Annotated in this window: 13 protein-coding genes and 2 tRNA genes; 11 read left to right on the top strand and 4 right to left on the bottom strand. The window is 64.1% G+C overall.

The window, feature by feature from the left end:
• Positions 1 to 46: 46 nt before the first annotated feature.
• From I3J27_RS21115 to I3J27_RS21105, 3 genes are all read left to right on the top strand, one after another.
• On the top strand, positions 47 to 1,429 hold the full coding sequence (locus I3J27_RS21115) for an NfeD family protein (protein ID WP_270160362.1): 1,383 nt from the start codon (positions 47 to 49) through the stop codon (positions 1,427 to 1,429).
• On the top strand, positions 1,426 to 2,187 hold the full coding sequence (locus I3J27_RS21110; RefSeq protein ID WP_270160361.1) for a slipin family protein: 762 nt from the start codon (positions 1,426 to 1,428) through the stop codon (positions 2,185 to 2,187). Before I3J27_RS21115 ends, I3J27_RS21110 begins: the two co-directional genes overlap by 4 nt.
• Positions 2,188 to 2,320: 133 nt before the next feature.
• Positions 2,321 to 3,403 carry an asparaginase gene (locus I3J27_RS21105; RefSeq protein WP_270160360.1) on the top strand — a complete coding sequence of 361 codons (1,083 nt, stop codon included), beginning with the start codon at positions 2,321 to 2,323 and terminating at the stop codon, positions 3,401 to 3,403.
• Positions 3,404 to 3,469: 66 nt separating this feature from the next.
• Here the strand turns inward: I3J27_RS21105 and glnA are convergent, their stop codons facing one another.
• On the bottom strand, positions 3,470 to 4,879 hold the full coding sequence (gene glnA, locus I3J27_RS21100; RefSeq protein WP_270160359.1) for a type I glutamate--ammonia ligase: 1,410 nt from the start codon (positions 4,877 to 4,879) through the stop codon (positions 3,470 to 3,472).
• Between the two features lie 152 nt (positions 4,880 to 5,031).
• Positions 5,032 to 5,370: a P-II family nitrogen regulator gene (locus tag I3J27_RS21095; protein ID WP_007603495.1), complete on the bottom strand. Its 339-nt coding sequence runs from the start codon at positions 5,368 to 5,370 to the stop codon at positions 5,032 to 5,034.
• A 383-nt stretch (positions 5,371 to 5,753) separates the two neighbouring features.
• Between I3J27_RS21095 and I3J27_RS21090 the strand changes: the two genes are divergently transcribed.
• Together I3J27_RS21090 and I3J27_RS21085 are read left to right on the top strand one after the other, a co-directional pair.
• Positions 5,754 to 7,253: an NAD(P)H-hydrate dehydratase gene (locus tag I3J27_RS21090; RefSeq protein ID WP_270160358.1), complete on the top strand. Its 1,500-nt coding sequence runs from the start codon at positions 5,754 to 5,756 to the stop codon at positions 7,251 to 7,253.
• A complete protein-coding gene (locus I3J27_RS21085) occupies positions 7,253 to 7,690 on the top strand; it encodes a GNAT family N-acetyltransferase (protein ID WP_270160357.1) in 438 nt (145 codons plus the stop codon). The genes I3J27_RS21090 and I3J27_RS21085 overlap by 1 nt, the downstream gene beginning before the upstream one ends.
• Before the next feature lie 4 nt (positions 7,691 to 7,694).
• Here I3J27_RS21085 and I3J27_RS21080 read toward each other — a convergent pair whose 3' ends face one another.
• The gene (locus I3J27_RS21080; RefSeq protein ID WP_270160356.1) at positions 7,695 to 9,008 is read right to left on the bottom strand and encodes a multicopper oxidase family protein; all 1,314 of its coding nucleotides are present in this window, start codon (positions 9,006 to 9,008) and stop codon (positions 7,695 to 7,697) included.
• A 154-nt stretch (positions 9,009 to 9,162) separates the two neighbouring features.
• On the opposite strand from I3J27_RS21080, the gene I3J27_RS21075 reads away from it, so the two are divergent.
• From I3J27_RS21075 to I3J27_RS21050, 6 genes are all read left to right on the top strand, one after another.
• Positions 9,163 to 9,247: transfer RNA gene (locus I3J27_RS21075), tRNA-Leu, on the top strand.
• Positions 9,248 to 9,421: 174 nt separating this feature from the next.
• Positions 9,422 to 10,783 (top strand): trigger factor, encoded by a 1,362-nt coding sequence (tig, locus tag I3J27_RS21070; protein WP_270160355.1) that lies wholly within the window; start codon positions 9,422 to 9,424, stop codon positions 10,781 to 10,783.
• Positions 10,784 to 11,101: 318 nt separating this feature from the next.
• A complete protein-coding gene (locus tag I3J27_RS21065) occupies positions 11,102 to 11,737 on the top strand; it encodes an ATP-dependent Clp protease proteolytic subunit (RefSeq protein ID WP_270160354.1) in 636 nt (211 codons plus the stop codon).
• 447 nt (positions 11,738 to 12,184) lie between these two features.
• Complete coding sequence (clpX, locus tag I3J27_RS21060; protein WP_014494834.1) at positions 12,185 to 13,456, top strand: ATP-dependent Clp protease ATP-binding subunit ClpX; 1,272 nt, start codon at positions 12,185 to 12,187, stop codon at positions 13,454 to 13,456.
• 325 nt (positions 13,457 to 13,781) lie between these two features.
• Complete coding sequence (gene lon, locus I3J27_RS21055; RefSeq protein ID WP_270160353.1) at positions 13,782 to 16,205, top strand: endopeptidase La; 2,424 nt, start codon at positions 13,782 to 13,784, stop codon at positions 16,203 to 16,205.
• A gap of 69 nt (positions 16,206 to 16,274) precedes the next feature.
• Entirely contained in the window at positions 16,275 to 16,679 is a 405-nt protein-coding gene (locus I3J27_RS21050) for a GFA family protein (RefSeq protein ID WP_270160352.1), read from the top strand.
• A gap of 73 nt (positions 16,680 to 16,752) precedes the next feature.
• Here I3J27_RS21050 and I3J27_RS21045 read toward each other — a convergent pair.
• Positions 16,753 to 16,829: transfer RNA gene (locus I3J27_RS21045), tRNA-Val, on the bottom strand.
• Between the last annotated feature and the right edge of the window lie 63 nt (positions 16,830 to 16,892).

Below are 16,892 nucleotides of genomic sequence, written 5' to 3'. Positions count from 1 at the left end.
GAGGTTCGCAAGACACGCACCATATGCTCTGCAAGGGAGCCCTGCCGTGCAGACCATGAAGGCGGCCCTCGTTGCGGCGATTGGCGTCGTGGCTTTGATCTGCTGCCTCCTTCCCAGCTCAGCGGAGGAGAACGGCCGTCTTGCACTGGTTGTTTCGATCGATGGGGCGATTGGCCCTGCGTCGGCCAGCTACGTGAAGGAGGCCTTGGCCAAGGCCGCCGAACGGCGTGCCGAAATCGTGCTTCTGAGAATGAACACGCCGGGCGGTCTCAATTCCAGCATGCGCGAGATCATTGCGGATGTGCTGGCTTCGCCCATCCCCGTCGTCGGTTACGTCGCTCCCTCCGGCGCCCACGCGGCGAGCGCGGGGACCTATATCCTTTATGCGACCCACATCGCGGCGATGGCGCCAGGCACCAATATCGGTGCCGCGACGCCGGTGCAGATCGGCGGGCCGTTGCCGGGGTTGCCGAGCGGCACGCCGGACAAGGATGGCAAGGACAAGAAGGATGAGCCCAAGGACGCGATGACAGCGAAGGTGACGAACGATGCCGTCGCCTTCATCCGCAGCCTCGCCGAGCTGCGGAGCCGCAATGCAGACTGGGCGGAGAAGGCGGTCCGCGAGGCCGCCACGCTGTCCGCCAACGGCGCGCTGGAGGCCCATGCCATCGATCTCGTCGCGCGCGACCAGGCTGAATTGCTGCGGCAGCTCGATGGCCGCGTGGTGGAGGTTGCAGGCGGCAAGACGCAACGCCTCGCGACCAAGGATGCCGTCGTCGAAGCCATCGACCCCGGACGGATCTCCCGCTTCCTTGCTGTCATCACCGATCCGAACGTGGCGTTCATTCTCCTGATGATCGGCATCTACGGCCTGATCTTCGAGTTCATGTCTCCCGGTGCCGTCGCCCCGGGGGTCGTCGGCGCGATCTGCCTGCTGATCGGCCTCTATGCGCTCAATCTGCTGCCGATCAATTACGCCGGCCTCGCCCTGATGCTGGTTGGGCTCGTGCTTCTCACCGTCGAAGCCTTCAATCCGACCGTGGTGATCGGTCTCGGAGGGATCATCGCTTTCGTGCTGGGAGCGCTGATGCTGTTCAGGGTCGAGGCGCCGGGCTACCAGCTGTCGTGGTGGGTGATCGGCACCACTGCGGCCGTGTTCGCCGGCTTTGCGCTCGTCGTGCTCGGTTCGCTTCGGCGTGCCGCCAGGGCTCCTGAACGGGTCGGCGCGCAGGCCATGCGCGGCTTGCCTGCCGAAATTCTCGACTGGAACGGCAGCGAAGGCCATGTCTTCGCCCATGGTGAGCGCTGGCAGGCGCGCGGCGCCGAAACGTTCAAGCCCGGAGAGAGAGTCGAAGTCGCTGGCGTCATCGACCTGACGCTGCTGATCCGGCGCGCATCGGCCCGAACGGGCGAGGGAGGTCCACCATGATGCTGGAATACCTGACCTATGCAGCGCTTGCGCTGCTTGTCATCATGTTTCTATCCCAGGCCATTCGGATCCTGCGCGAATACGAGCGTGGCGTCATCTTTACGCTCGGCCGCTTTACCGGCGTGAAGGGCCCGGGCCTGATCATCCTCATTCCGATCGTGCAGCAACTCGTCAAGGTCGATCTCAGGGTGATGGTGCAGGTCGTGCCGCCCCAGGACGTGATTTCGCGGGACAACGTCTCCGTCAAGGTCAACGCCGTTCTGTACTTCCGCATCGTCGACCCCGAACGGGCCATCATCAAGGTCGGCGATTACATGGCGGCGACCAGCCAACTCGCGCAGACCACGCTGCGCTCGGTGCTCGGCAAGCACGAGCTCGACGAGATGCTGGCCGAGCGCGACAGGCTGAACGCCGACATCCAGGAGATCCTCGACAAGCAGACCGACGTGTGGGGCATCAAGGTGACCGGCATCGAGATCAAGGACGTCGATCTCAACGAAACCATGGTGCGCGCGATCGCCAAGCAGGCCGAGGCGGAGCGCTTGCGGCGCGCCAAGGTGATCAATGCGATGGGCGAGCAGCAGGCCGCTGAAAAGCTCGTCGAAGCCGGCCGGATTCTCGCGCAGGAGCCGCAGGCGATGCAGCTGCGCTATTTCGCGGCCCTGCACGACATCGCCGGCGAACGGTCGTCGACCGTCGTGTTTCCGCTGCCGACGGGCCTGCTCGACCATCTGATGCCGCGGCGTGACAATCCATAGCGGCAAGCGGCAGGCTGACCCATCTTCGGCCTCAATGGGCGTATCGAATGTTGATGCCTACCTCAACGGGGAGAAACATTCGATGACGAAGCACGCCGTTCGCCCAGCAAGCCGCCGCCAACGTCGGACATCCATGCTTGCCGTTCCGCTGGTCGCCCTTACACTTTGTTCGTGGCCGATCGGCGCGGCAGTCCAGGCTGCTGAGCCTGGCAAGGACGCCGCCAATCTGCCGCGCATCCTCGTGCTGGCGACGGGCGGCACCATCGCAGGCCAGGCGGACGCGCGCGCGACCGGCGCGTACAAATCCGGCCAGATCACGGGCGAGCAGCTGATGCAGTCGGTGCCGGGCCTGGACAAGCTCGCCAAGATCAACGCCGAGCAGATTTCGTCGATCGGGTCCCAGGACATGAACGACAAGGTCTGGTTCGCGCTGGCCCGCCGCATCCAGGACGCTTTCGACAAGAACGAGGCCGATGGCATCATCATCACCCACGGCACCGATACGCTGGAGGAGACCGCGTTCTTTCTCGACAATGTGGTTCGCGGCGACAAGCCGGTGGTGATCGTCGGCTCGATGCGGCCGGCCACGGCCGTGAGTGCGGATGGCCCGGGCAATCTCTACGAGGCGGTGCAGGTCGCGGCCGATCCCCGCGCGCGCGGCCGCGGCGTGATGGCCGTGCTGAACGACAAGATTCAAGGCGCGCGCTCGGTCACCAAGACCAACACCACGAGCATCGAGACGTTCAGCTCGCCCAATGACGGGCCGGTCGGCTATGTCGACACCGCCGGCGGCATCCGCTTCATGACCCAGGCCGGCGGCTTCCGGCGCGCGACCTATCAGCTTCCGGCCGGCGAGCAATTGCCCCGCGTCGCGATCGTCTACTCGCATGCCAACATGGATGCCGTTCCGATCGAGGATGCGATCTCGCGCGGTGCCAAGGGCATCGTGCTGGCCGGCGTCGGCGACGGCAACACCTCGAAGGCTGCCCTCGATGCGCTGGAAGCTGCGGCGAAGAAGGGCATCCTCGTCGTCCGCTCCACGCGCGTCAGGTCCGGCTTCGTCACGAGGAACGTCGAGGTCGACGACGACAAGAACGGTTTTGTGGTGTCCGAGGACCTCAATCCACAGAAGGCGCGCGTCCTCACCCAATTGCTGATCGCAAGCGGGGTGACGGCGCCGGCCGAGTTGCAGAAGGCGTTTACGGCGACGTGGTGAGGCTACGCCCCAAACAAAAAGGCGCCCCGAGGGGCGCCTTTCACGTGTCGTGTCTCTCCGGGCCGCTTAGCCCGAATAATACATCTCGAACTCGACCGGGTGCGGGGTCATCTCGAAGCGGGCGACTTCGGTCATCTTCAGCTCGATGTAAGCGTCGATGAAGTCGTCGTCGAACACGCCGCCGTTCTTGAGGAAGCCGCGGTCCTTGTCGAGGTTTTCCAGCGCCTCGCGGAGTGAGCCGCAGACGGTCGGAATCTGCTTCAGCTCTTCCTTCGGCAGGTCGTAGAGGTCCTTGTCCATCGCCGGACCCGGATCGATCTTGTTCTTGATGCCGTCGAGGCCGGCCATCAGCATCGCGGCGAAGCCGAGATAGGGATTGGCGAGCGGATCGGGGAAACGCACCTCGACGCGCTTGGCCTTCGGCGAAGCGGTGTAGGGGATGCGGCAGGAGGCCGAGCGGTTGCGCGCAGAGTAGGCGAGCAGCACGGGGGCCTCATAGCCCGGGACCAGACGCTTGTAGGAGTTGGTCGACGGGTTGGTGAAGGCGTTGATCGCCTTGGCGTGCTTGATGATGCCGCCGATGTAGTGCAGGCAGGTCTCCGACAGGTCGGCGTATTTGTTGCCGGCGAATACCGGCTTGCCGTCCTTCCAGATCGACTGGTGCACGTGCATGCCCGAGCCGTTGTCGCCGAAGACCGGCTTCGGCATGAAGGTGGCGGTCTTGCCGTAGATGTGCGCGACCTGGTGGATGCAGTATTTGTAGATCTGCATGTGGTCGGCCATCAGCGTCAGCGTGTCGAACTTCATGCCGAGCTCGTGCTGGGCGGAGGCGACCTCGTGATGGTGCTTCTCGACCTTGACGCCCATCTTGGCCATGGCGCCGAGCATTTCCGAGCGCATGTCCTGCACGGAGTCCTGCGGCGGCACCGGGAAGTAGCCGCCCTTGGTGCGGACGCGGTGGCCGAGATTGCCGCCTTCATATTCGGTGTCGGAGTTGGTCGGCAGCTCCGAGGAGTCGAGACGGAAGCCGGTGCTGTAGGGGTTGGCGGAGAAGCGCACGTCGTCGAACACGAAGAACTCGGCCTCGGGGCCGACGAACACGCTGTCGCCCACGCCCATCGACTTCACCATGGCTTCCGCCTTCTTGGCGATGCCGCGGGGGTCGCGGTTGTAGGGCTCGCCGGTGGTCGGCTCGAGCACGTCGCAGGTGATGACCATGGTGGTCTCGGCGAAGAACGGATCGATCGTCGCGGTCACCGGATCCGGCATCAGGCACATGTCGGACTCGTTGATCGCCTTCCAGCCGGCGATCGAGGAGCCGTCGAACATCGTCCCTTCGGCGAAAATGTCTTCATCGATCATGCTGACGTCGAACGTCACATGCTGCCACTTGCCGCGTGGATCGGTGAAGCGCAGGTCGACGTACTTGACGTCGTTGTCCTTGATCGATTTCAGGACGTCTTTGGCGGTCTTCATGCATACCCCTTTTGGCTCTGCGGGTCGGTTTCCAGATGAGCAAGTTTGTTCTCGCTTTGGGCGAGTTCGCGCGCGACCGCACAAACGAAATCAGGCCGCCGAAGCAGCCTTTTTCTTGTCAGAGTGTCGCAAAATGCGGGATAGCACCCGGCTCAGATAGCGTCCAGCCCGGATTCGCCGGTTCGGATGCGGATCGCCTCTTCGATATTGGAGACGAAGATCTTGCCGTCGCCGATGCGCCCGGTCTGCGCGGCGCGGCGGATTGCGTCGATGGCGCGCTCGACCAGATCGTCGCCGATCACGATCTCGATCTTCACCTTGGGCAGGAAGTCGACGATGTATTCGGCGCCGCGGTAGAGCTCGGCGTGACCCTTCTGCCGGCCGAAGCCCTTGGCTTCGGTCACGGTGATGCCCTGAAGGCCGACTTCCTGAAGCGCTTCCTTCACCTCGTCGAGCTTGAATGGCTTGATGATGGCTTCGATTTTCTTCACTGCGCGCCTCCGGCCTTGTCGATCAAATAGCAACGTCTTCGTCAGGATGCGCTTTTCTTAACGCACGATGTTGTCTTCGCTATGCCGGGATCCCCTGACCAGTCCGGCAACGACGGCCGGCCACACCCTGTGAGATACCAGTGAGCACGACGAACCGAAGCGGCTTCCTCGAAAGCAGGGTCTATGCCAAGTTGCAAATGCCCTGATTATTGGAGCGTTATCAGCCTTTTAACGTGCATCTCTGATAGGTGGCGCCGACCGGCTTAAAATACCTCAGACTACGAAATAGGCAAACGGTTCAATATCTGTGCAGATCGTTGTTCCGTCGGATGGGTCGGCACGGAACGTGCCTGTTGAAAAGGCGATTGGACCAGGGAAGTGGCATGGAAATTCTGACCACCGCCGAAATGCAGCGCGCTGACCAGCTCAGCGTCGCGGCAGGTACGCCCGGCTTCAAGCTGATGCTGAGTGCGGGCCAGGCCGTTGCTGAGGCCGCCAATGCGCTGGTGGAGGAGGGGCCGATCCTGATCGTCGCCGGCCCCGGCAACAATGGCGGCGACGGTTTTGTCGCGGCCGCCGAACTCGCCGCACAGGGCCGCGAGGTCTCGGTGATCCTGATGTGCGAGCGCGACCAACTCCAGGGCGATGCGGCTTCCGCCGCGCGCGGCTGGAAGCATCCGGTGCTGCCGTTCAATCCGCAGGCGATCGGACGGCCTGCGCTGATCATCGACGCGCTGTTCGGTGCGGGCCTGAGCCGCCCTGTCGACGGCGAGGCGAGCGCGATGATCGAGGCGATCAACGGCAACGATGCGCCTGTGCTCGCCGTCGACCTGCCGAGCGGCATCAACGGCACCAGTGCAGCGGTCATGGACATGGCGGTGAACGCCACCGAGACCGTCACCTTCTTCCGCAAGAAGCCGGCGCATCTGCTGCTGCCCGGCCGCATGCATTGCGGCCGCGTGCGTGTCGCCGATATCGGCATCGACGCGCAGGTGCTGGACGCGATCGCGCCGCAGACCTTTGAGAACGATCCGGACTTTTGGGGCACAGCCTTCCCGGTGCCGCGCATCGACGGGCACAAATTTGCGCGCGGGCACGTACTCGCGGTCTCCGGCGATGCGGCCGCGACCGGTGCTGCGCGGCTCGCCGCGCGTGGCGCTCTGCGGGCCGGTGCGGGCCTCGTGACGCTTGCGACCCCGCGCGATGCGCTCGCGATCAATGCGGCTGCACTGACGGCGGTGATGGTCCGTCCCGTCGACACCATGGTCGAGTTCGGCGAGCTGCTCGGCGACAAACGCTACAACACCTGCATGATCGGCCCCGGCGCGGGCATCGGCGAACGCACCTGCGACATGGTTCACACCGCGCTTAACGCGCAGCGCCATCTCGTGCTGGATGCTGACGCGTTGACGAGCTTTGCCGCAAAGCCCGAGCGGCTGTTCGAATCCATCAAGGCCTCGCAGGACAATGCGGTGGTGCTGACGCCGCATGAGGGCGAGTTTCCGCGGCTGTTCTCGGATCTCAGCAACAAATATCCGGGCCGCTCCAAGCTCGAGCGCGTGCGCGCCGCCGCCGAGCGTTCCGGCGCGGTGGTGCTGCTAAAGGGGCCGGACACCACGATCGCCGCGCCCGACGGCCGCGCCACCATCGCTGCCAATGCGCCACCCTGGCTCGCCACCGCCGGCGCTGGCGACGTGCTCGCCGGCATCATCGCAGGGCTGCTGGCGCAGGACGTGCCGGCGTTCGAAGCCGCCAGCATCGGCGTCTGGATGCATGGCGAGGCAGGGAGCGAGGCCGGGCCGGGCCTGATTGCGGAGGATCTGACCGAGACGCTGCCGGCGGTGCACCGGCGGATCTATGGCGCGCTGGGGGTGGAGTACTAGTGCTGAGGCGGCTCGCGCTCGCCGACATGGGCGCGGCTGCGCAGGTCCATCGGACCGCCTTTGACCAGGCGATGCCGTGGCTCGTCGGGCTGCACACGCCGGACGAGGACCGCTGGTTCTACCGCGAGCGTGTCTTTCCGGCGTGCCGCGTGTGGGGGCGCTTCGACGGCGATGCGCTGAGCGGGGTCATCGCCTTCCGTGACGGCTGGGTCGAGCAGCTCTACGTGCTTCCGGCCGCCCAAGGCCGGGGTGCCGGCACCGAGCTCCTCGACGTCGCCAAAGGCGCCTGCGAACGGCTGGAGCTCTGGACCTTTCAGCGCAACGCGACGGCACGGCGGTTCTACGAGGCGCGCGGCTTCAGGCTGGTCGAGCAAACCGACGGCGCGCGGAACGAGGAGCGGGAGCCCGATGCTCGCTATCTCTGGACGCGCCAGTAGGCTCTCACTCCACCGCGTACCAGCGCACCAGCCGCGGCGCGCTCCAGTCGGTGACGACGAATTCGATCAGCCATCGTCCGGGGGAGGTCGCGGCGAACGCGATGCGCTGGGTCTGGCCGGGCTCGATCGCAAGCGTGTCGAGCCAGTAGGGCTTCCAGCCGTCGTCGAGCTTGTCGAGCAGGCGGAAGTGGTGGCCGTGGAGATGAAAGACGCTTGTCACCGGTCCGGGGTTCTTGAGGGCCAGCACGACGGTGCGGCCGGTCCTGGCGCGGAAGGCGGGGGCGGAGGAAACGGAGAAACTTGCGGGCCGCGTCCAGCCGGCCTCGGGGATGCCCAGCGCGACATCGAACCGCAGGGCGCCTTTCAGGTCGAGCTTCTCGGGCAGGTCGTTCGAGGGGAGGGGCTGCGGAGGCAGCAGCGGCGGGCGCTCCAGCCTGCCGGAGACCGTGAGGCTCCCGAGCTGGCGCGCCTCCTTGCCGTCATGGAGCATGAATGGGGCCGATGTGACTGCATCGACAAGGGCATCGGCACGCGCGCCGGGAGCCAGCACCAGGGCACCGTTGCGTGCCGGGAACGGCTCGGCCGGCTGTCCGTCGAGGGCCATCACGCGGACGTCGTGGCTTTCCAATTTGATTGCCAGAACAGTGCGTTGAGAGCCGTTGATGAAGCGCAGCCGCAGCCGCTCGCCGGCCGCAGCTGAGAGTTCGAATGAAGTCTTGCCGTTGATCGTATAGAGTGGGCTCGTGTCCTTCGGGTCCCGGCCCGGGGGAAGCGCGGTCCCATCCGGCCGCAGGCGCCATTCCTCGATCAACAGGACCTCGTCGCGGTCGACGGCGGGGCGATTTGGCTCGCCGGCGATGATCGGAAGGGCGCGCGCGGGCAGCTTCAGATCGTCTTCGAAGAGACGGAAGTCGGCTGCCAGGGTTCCCGCGTTTGCTATTGAAATAATTGATGTTTCTGTCGCGTCCGGCGCTGTCGGCGCGCGTCCCCGCAACGTGTCGGCCGCGGCCGGGCCATTAAGGCCGTACCAGACTGGCGCAAGCGGGACAGGCAGGTCGTTCCGGAACACCACCTCGCAGCGGTCGCCTCGCTTGAGACGGATGGTCCCGAGATGGCTTACCGCGGCCAGCTCCCAGATCGATGTAGGCGGCTGCCCCGGCTTGAGAGCCAGGGTTGCCGGCCTTGCCTGAAGGGCGAGCTGGGCGGTGACGGCCGGGGCCGCGCCGCCGGCGATCAACCCGGCCGCGGAGGCGCCAAGCCCGACACCAAGCCCGGCCAAAACCTCACGCCGCGTCGGGTCGAAGATCCGCGTTGTCATGGGCCGATCCGGACCATGAAGTGCTGGATAAGTCCAGCCGTCGTGCCTACTTGAAGGGGGCCTGCAACCGGCCATTTTTTTGCTGCGAACAGTCAGGCACATGCTATAAGCCCGGCCGCCCGCGGCATCGCGGCCGGTCTTGATGCAAATTCACGCGGGCGTGGCGGAACTGGTAGACGCGCTGGATTTAGGTTCCAGTGACGAAAGTTGTGGGGGTTCGAGTCCCTCCGCCCGCACCAAGCGCTTTCAGCGTTTGCACGGATTACGAGGCCTGCTTCCTCGCGGATGTTTGTCCGCCTTGAAGCCGGTCCGATGAACCACCGGCGTTGAGGCATTTGCCTCGCGCCGGATCGATTAATGACAGTGTCCCGACGCATGCGTGCCGGGACCGAACGAGAAGAAGATTGGACGCCATGCAGGTCACAGAAACCCTCTCGGAAGGTTTGAAGCACGAGTTCAAGATCAGCGTTCCCGCGTCTGATCTCGACGCCAAGGCCGGTGCCAAGCTCGTCGACCTCAAGGACAAGGTCCGCATCAACGGCTTCCGTCCGGGCAAGGTGCCGGTCACGCACCTCAAGAAGGTCTATGGCCGCTCGGTGATGGCCGAGACCATCGACCAGACCATTCGCGACACCAACACGCAGCTGTTCTCCGAGCGCGGCTTCAAGCTCGCGACCGAGCCGAAGATCACCATGCCGAGCGAGCAGGCCGAGGTCGAGGAGCTGCTCAGCGGCAAGACCGATCTGACCTATACGGTCGCGATCGAGATCGTGCCCGCGATCGCGCTCGCCGACTTCAAGACCTTCGAGGTCGAGAAGCCCGTCGCCGACGTGTCCGACGTCGACGTCGACGAGGCGATCAAGCGCATCGCCGACAGCAACCGCGGCTACGCCGCGAAGGCCGACGGTGCCAAGGCCGAGCAGGGTGACCGCGTCACCATCAACTTCAAGGGCTCCATCAACGGCGAAGTCTTCGAGGGCGGCACCGGCGAGGGCATCCAGGTCGTGATCGGCTCCAACACCTTCATCCCCGGCTTCGAGGAGCAGCTCACCGGCATCGGTGCGGGCGAGACGCGCACGCTGAAAGTGTCGTTCCCGAAGAACTACACGAACGACAAGCTCGCCGGCCAGCCGGCCGAGTTCGAGACCACCGCGACCTCCGTCGAGGCGCCGCAGGACGTCGCGATCGACGACGAGTTCGCCAAGACGCTTGGCCTGGAATCGCTCGACAAGCTCAAGGAAGCCGCGCGCGAGCGTCTTTCCGCCGAGTTCGCGACTGCGACGCGCCAGCGCGTCAAGCGCGCGCTGCTCGACCGCCTCGACGAGGCGCATCGCTTCGAGGCGCCGCCCTCGCTGGTCGACGAGGAGTTCAATCTGATGTGGAACTCGGTCAAGGCCGAGATGGACTCAGCCGGCAAGACCTTTGCCGACGAGGACACCACCGAGGACAAGGCCAAGGAAGAGTACCGCAAGATCGCCGACCGCCGCGTGCGGCTCGGGCTCGTGCTCTCCGAGATCGGCGAGAAGAACAAGATCACCGTGACCGACGACGAGGTCGGCCGCGCCGTGATCGAGCGCGCGCGCTCGATGCCGGGCCGCGAGAAGGAAGTCTGGGACTTTTACCGCAACAACGCCCAGGCGTTGGCCCAGCTTCGTGCACCGATCTACGAGGACAAGGTCGTCGACTTCATCCTCGAGCTCGCCAACGTGACCGAGAAGAAGGTGTCGCGCGAGGACCTGTACAAGGACGACGAGACGGAAAAGACCGCGGCCTGAGGGCGTTGAGCAATCCTTTGCCTGAGAAAGCCTTCCATTAAGGATGATCAGCGAACAGGCCCGGCTAGCCATGTGGTTGGCTGGGCCTGTTTGCGAGAATCAGCTTCAAGTGCCCGGTGGATTAAGCCTTAATTCGCTCCACACTTGTCTGGCGCGAATTGGGCTATATCTGTCGGTACGCCCTGTACCCGAGTTCCTCGACCAACAAGCCTTCGATAACAAGTCCTGCATCACGGGACGTCCATCGCCTTCCGGCAAATCCAGCCCAGCTGGCAGCCACGACAAGCGGTGTCCGCGTCCGAAAACCCTAGGTGACTCATGCGCGATCCGGTTGAAACCTACATGAACCTCGTGCCCATGGTGGTCGAGCAGACCAACCGTGGCGAGCGCGCCTACGACATTTTCTCGCGCCTTCTGAAGGAGCGCATCATCTTCGTGACCGGACCGGTCGAGGACGGCATGTCGACGCTGATCGTCGCGCAGCTCTTGTTCCTCGAGGCGGAAAATCCGAAGAAGGAAATCTCGATGTACATCAACTCGCCGGGCGGCGTGGTGACGTCGGGTCTTGCGATCTACGACACCATGCAGTTCATCCGTCCGCCGGTCTCGACGCTGTGCACGGGCCAGGCGGCCTCGATGGGCTCGCTGCTGCTCTGCGCCGGCGAGAAGGACATGCGCTTCTCGCTGCCGAACGCGCGCATCATGGTGCATCAGCCCTCCGGCGGCTTCCAGGGCCAGGCCACCGACATCATGCTGCACGCCCAGGAAATCCTGAACCTGAAGAAGCGGCTCAACGAGATCTACGTGAAGCACACCGGCCAGACTTACAAGACGATCGAGGACGCGCTGGAACGCGACAAGTTCCTGACCGCGAACGACGCCAAGGAGTTCGGTCTGGTCGACAAGGTCATCGACAAGCGCGCCGAGGAACCGGCGCAGGTGAAGACCCCGTAGCACTACCGATCCGTCACGGCGATCCCCTGAGATCGCCGTGGACCGTCAGGGCGGCGTTCACGTTAAGGACGCTTGGGCGCGTCGCAAAACGCAGCAATGCGCCCCGCGACAGGCGGAAAGTTCCGCTTTCGTGCTTGTTTTTCGTGGCAATCCAGCAACGGCGGGGTGATTTCGATCACTTCGCCCGTGCCAAGACCGGAAATCACGGTATTGTCACGGGTAGCCGGAGGCCCCCGATTAGCGAATTCTTGATAGTCGGGTGACAGCATGGTTGGCTACGATTGATCGGCTATGATCGCGGAGAATCGAGCGCCCGTGATTCGCACGGGATGTAACGCGTAGGGTCTTTTTTGGTACGGAATTTGCTCTACTTAAGCTTCATGCCGGCCATCGTGTCGGAATGGAGCGATCGAGCGGAACGGGATCGAACCGCGGACGGAGACATGAATGAGTAAGGTCGGCACGAGCGACTCCAAGAACACGCTATATTGCTCGTTCTGCGGCAAGAGCCAGCACGAAGTCCGCAAACTGATCGCGGGTCCCACGGTCTTCATCTGCGACGAGTGCGTCGAGCTCTGCATGGACATCATCCGCGAGGAGAACAAATCCTCGCTGGTCAAGTCGCGCGACGGCATTCCGACGCCGAAGGAAATCTGCAAGGTCCTGGACGATTACGTCATCGGCCAGAGCCATGCGAAGAAGGTCCTGTCGGTCGCGGTGCACAATCACTACAAGCGCCTCAACCACCAGACCAAGCACAACGACGTCGAGCTCGCGAAGTCGAACATCCTGCTGATCGGTCCGACCGGTTCGGGCAAGACGCTGCTCGCGCAGACGCTCGCCCGCATCCTGGACGTGCCGTTCACGATGGCCGATGCGACGACGCTGACCGAAGCCGGCTATGTCGGCGAGGACGTCGAGAACATCATCCTGAAGCTGCTCCAGGCCGCCGACTACAATGTCGAGCGCGCCCAGCGCGGCATCGTCTACATCGACGAAATCGACAAGATCAGCCGCAAGTCCGACAATCCCTCGATCACGCGCGACGTGTCGGGTGAGGGCGTGCAGCAGGCGCTGCTGAAGATCATGGAAGGCACGGTGGCTTCGGTCCCGCCGCAGGGCGGCCGCAAGCATCCGCAGCAGGAATTCCTGCAGGTGGACACCACCAACATCCTGTTCATCTGCGGCGGTGCGTTCGCCGGCCTCGAGAAGATCATCTCGGCGCGCGGGCGGTCGACCTCGATCGGCTTCGCCGCCCAGGTGCTCGCGCCGGAGGATCGCCGTACCGGCGAGATCTTCCGTCACGTCGAGCCTGAGGACCTCCTGAAGTACGGCCTCATCCCCGAATTCGTCGGCCGTCTGCCGGTCGTGGCGACGCTCGAGGACCTGGACGAGACCTCGCTGAAGAAGATCCTGACCGAGCCGAAGAACGCGCTGGTGAAACAGTACCAGCGGCTGTTCGAGATGGAGAACATCGAGCTGACCTTCGCCGACGAGGCGCTTGGCGCGGTTGCCCGCAAGGCGATCGAGCGCAAGACCGGCGCGCGTGGCCTGCGCTCGATCCTCGAGGCGATCCTGCTCGAGACCATGTTCGACCTGCCGGGCCTCGAAGGTGTGGAAGAAGTCGTGATTTCGCGCGAAGTCGTGGAAGGAACGGCCCGTCCGCTCTACATCTATGCCGATCGGTCCGATCGTGCCGTCGAGAACGCCAGCGCCTGATCTCCCGGCGCTGGAACGCTCCAATCGTCCTATCAGTTGATGGCTGCGGAAAGTACTTCCGCAGCCGGTGTTGCGTCGCTTATTCGCGTGCGTAAGCGCCTGATGGCGCGCGTCTTTCAATGACTTGACACCCCCCGGGTCGATAGCCACCTAATGTCGGCGGCGAGCGAAAATTCTCTTCAAGATTCGCCTCAGTTCCGATCCGGCAAGCCGGTCCAACTCGCAAAAGGACCGACCGGTTCTGCGGATCACCTCGGCACCTTGTGGCGGTTGCGCATGAGCATGGCGGGCTGCGTGCAAGGGGGCAAAGCAAAAGGAAAAGGCCATGACTAATCCAAAACCCAGGCCAACCATCGTCCATGGCGAAACACACGCTTATCCCGTGCTGCCGCTGCGCGACATCGTCGTCTTCCCGCACATGATCGTTCCGCTCTTCGTCGGCCGCGAGAAGTCGATCCGCGCGCTCGAAGAGGTGATGAAGAACGATGCGCTGATCATGCTCGCGACGCAGAAGAACGCGTCCGACGACGATCCGGCGCCCGATGCCATTTACGAGACCGGTACGCTTGCCAGCGTGCTCCAGCTCTTGAAGCTTCCCGACGGCACCGTGAAGGTGCTGGTCGAAGGGCTCGAGCGTGCGCGCGTGCAGAAGTACACCGATCGCAGCGAGTACTATGAAGCGACCGCCGTCGCACTCGCCGACACCGACGCGAAGTCGGTCGAGGCCGAAGCGTTGTCGCGTTCGGTCGTGTCCGACTTCGAGAGCTATGTGAAGCTCAACAAGAAGATCTCGGCCGAGGTCGTCGGCGTGGTGCAGGCGATCACCGATTTCGCCAAGCTCGCCGACACCGTCGCCTCGCATCTCGCCGTCAAGATCGCGGACCGCCAGGGCATCCTGGAGACGCTGTCCGTCACCACGCGCCTGGAGAAGGTGCTGGGTCTGATGGAGAGCGAGATCTCGGTGCTGCAGGTCGAGAAGCGCATCCGCTCGCGCGTCAAGCGCCAGATGGAGAAGACCCAGCGCGAGTACTATCTCAACGAGCAGATGAAGGCGATCCAGAAGGAGCTCGGCGACGACGACGGTCGCGACGAGCTCGCCGATCTCGAAGAGAAGATCTCCAAGACCAAGCTCTCCAAGGAAGCGCGCGAGAAGGCGCAGCATGAATTGAAGAAGCTGCGCCAGATGTCGCCGATGTCCGCGGAAGCGACCGTCGTGCGGAACTATCTGGATTGGCTGCTGTCGATCCCGTGGAACAAGAAGTCCAAGGTGAAGAAGGATCTGGAATCGGCGCAGGCCATCCTGGACTCCGATCACTACGGGCTGGAGAAGGTCAAGGAACGCATCGTCGAGTATCTCGCGGTGCAGTCGCGCGCCAACAAGCTGACGGGCCCGATCCTGTGCCTCGTCGGACCTCCCGGCGTCGGCAAGACCTCGCTCGGCAAGTCGATCGCGAAGGCGACGGGGCGCGAATTCGTGCGCGTCTCGCTCGGCGGCGTGCGCGACGAGGCCGAGATCCGCGGTCACCGCCGCACCTATATCGGCTCGATGCCCGGCAAGATCATCCAGTCGATGCGCAAGGCGAAGTCGTCCAATCCGCTGTTCCTGCTGGACGAGATCGACAAGATGGGCGCCGACTTCCGCGGCGATCCGTCCTCGGCGCTGCTCGAGGTCCTCGATCCCGAGCAGAACGGGACGTTCAACGACCACTATCTCGAGGTCGACTACGATCTGTCCAACGTGATGTTCATCACGACCGCGAATACGCTCAATATTCCGGGCCCGCTGATGGACCGCATGGAGATCATCCGGATCGCGGGTTACACCGAGAACGAGAAGGTCGAGATCGCGCGCAAGCATCTGATCCCGAACGCGGTGTCCAAGCATGGCCTGGACTCCAAGGAGTTCTCGATCGACGACGAGGCGCTGCTGCTTCTGATCCGCCGCTACACCCGCGAAGCGGGTGTGCGTAATCTGGAGCGTGAGCTCTCCACACTCGCCCGCAAGGCGGTGAAGGAGCTGATGATCTCCAAGAAGAAGTCGGTCAAGGTCACCGAGAAGACTCTGGAAGAGTTGCTCGGCGTGCCGAAGTACCGCTTCGGCGAGATCGAGAGCGAGCCGCAGGTCGGCATCGTCACCGGCCTTGCCTGGACCGATGTCGGCGGCGAGCTGCTGACGATCGAAGGCGTCATGATGCCCGGCAAGGGCAAGATGACGGTCACCGGAAACTTGCGCGACGTCATGAAGGAATCGATCTCGGCGGCGGCGTCCTACGTCCGTTCGCGCGCGATCAATTACGGCATCGAGCCACCGCTGTTCGACCGTCGCGACATCCACGTGCACGTGCCGGAAGGCGCGACGCCGAAGGACGGTCCGTCCGCGGGCGTTGCGATGGCCACCGCGATCATTTCGGTCATGACCGGCATCCCGGTCCGCCACGATGTCGCGATGACCGGCGAGATCACGCTGCGCGGCCGCGTGCTGCCGATCGGCGGCCTGAAGGAGAAGCTGCTCGCTGCGGCCCGCGGCGGCATCAAGACGGTGCTGATCCCCGAGGACAACGCCAAGGATCTCACGGAGATTTCCGATGCGATCAAGGGCGGCATGGAGATCATCCCGGTCTCCCGCCTCGACGACGTCGTCGCCAAGGCGCTGGTGAAGAAGCCCGTGCCGATCGTCTGGGAAGAGGACACCAAGGTGACGGTGAAGCCGGATGGCGACGAAGCCGCCGGCGGCCTGACCGCTCACTAAGGTTCAGCGAAAGATGATAAAACGGCGCCTTCGGGCGCCGTTTTTGTTTTGAGGCAGGAGGCGAGGGCGATGCAGATCGATGGGCAGTGCCACTGCGGGCAGATCACCTTCGAGGCCGAGATCGACCCTGAGACGGTGTCGGTCTGCCATTGCCGGGACTGCCAGACCCTGACCGGATCGCCATTCCGGGTGACCGCGGTCTGCACCAAGGCCGACGTGAAGCTGACTGCCGGCACGCCAAAGGTCTACGGCAAGCGCGGCGACAACGGCCGGATGCGCTTCCAGCACTTTTGCGGCGACTGCGGCTCCCCGCTGTTCACCAGCGGCGAAGGCGACCAGGCCGACGATTGGGGCGTCCGCTGGGGCTCAATCCGCCAGCGCGACAAGCTGAGGCCCGTCAGACAGATCTGGTGCCAGTCGGCAGCGGTATGGATCGACGCGGTGCCGCTACTGCCGGGAAGGCCGGGGGATTGATCTGGAGCTGCCGGTTTTGGCTGGCTTGTCTTGGCTGGCTTGCCCAGCCGTAGCTCGCGAAGCGAGTGAAGGCTGGTGGGCGGTCACGGATTCGAACCGCGGACCCTCTCGGTGTAAACGAGATGCTCTAACCAGCTGAGCTAACCGCCCCACGGCGCCTCTTTAGCGCTTCGGCGGGTGTCGGAGCAAGGGCCGAGCGCGCCGGGCGGCGAT

This window comes from Bradyrhizobium xenonodulans (assembly GCF_027594865.1).
Classification (GTDB): domain Bacteria; phylum Pseudomonadota; class Alphaproteobacteria; order Rhizobiales; family Xanthobacteraceae; genus Bradyrhizobium; species Bradyrhizobium xenonodulans.
Note: the sequence above shows the minus strand (reverse complement) of the source record. Positions and strands in the feature narration are given on the sequence as shown.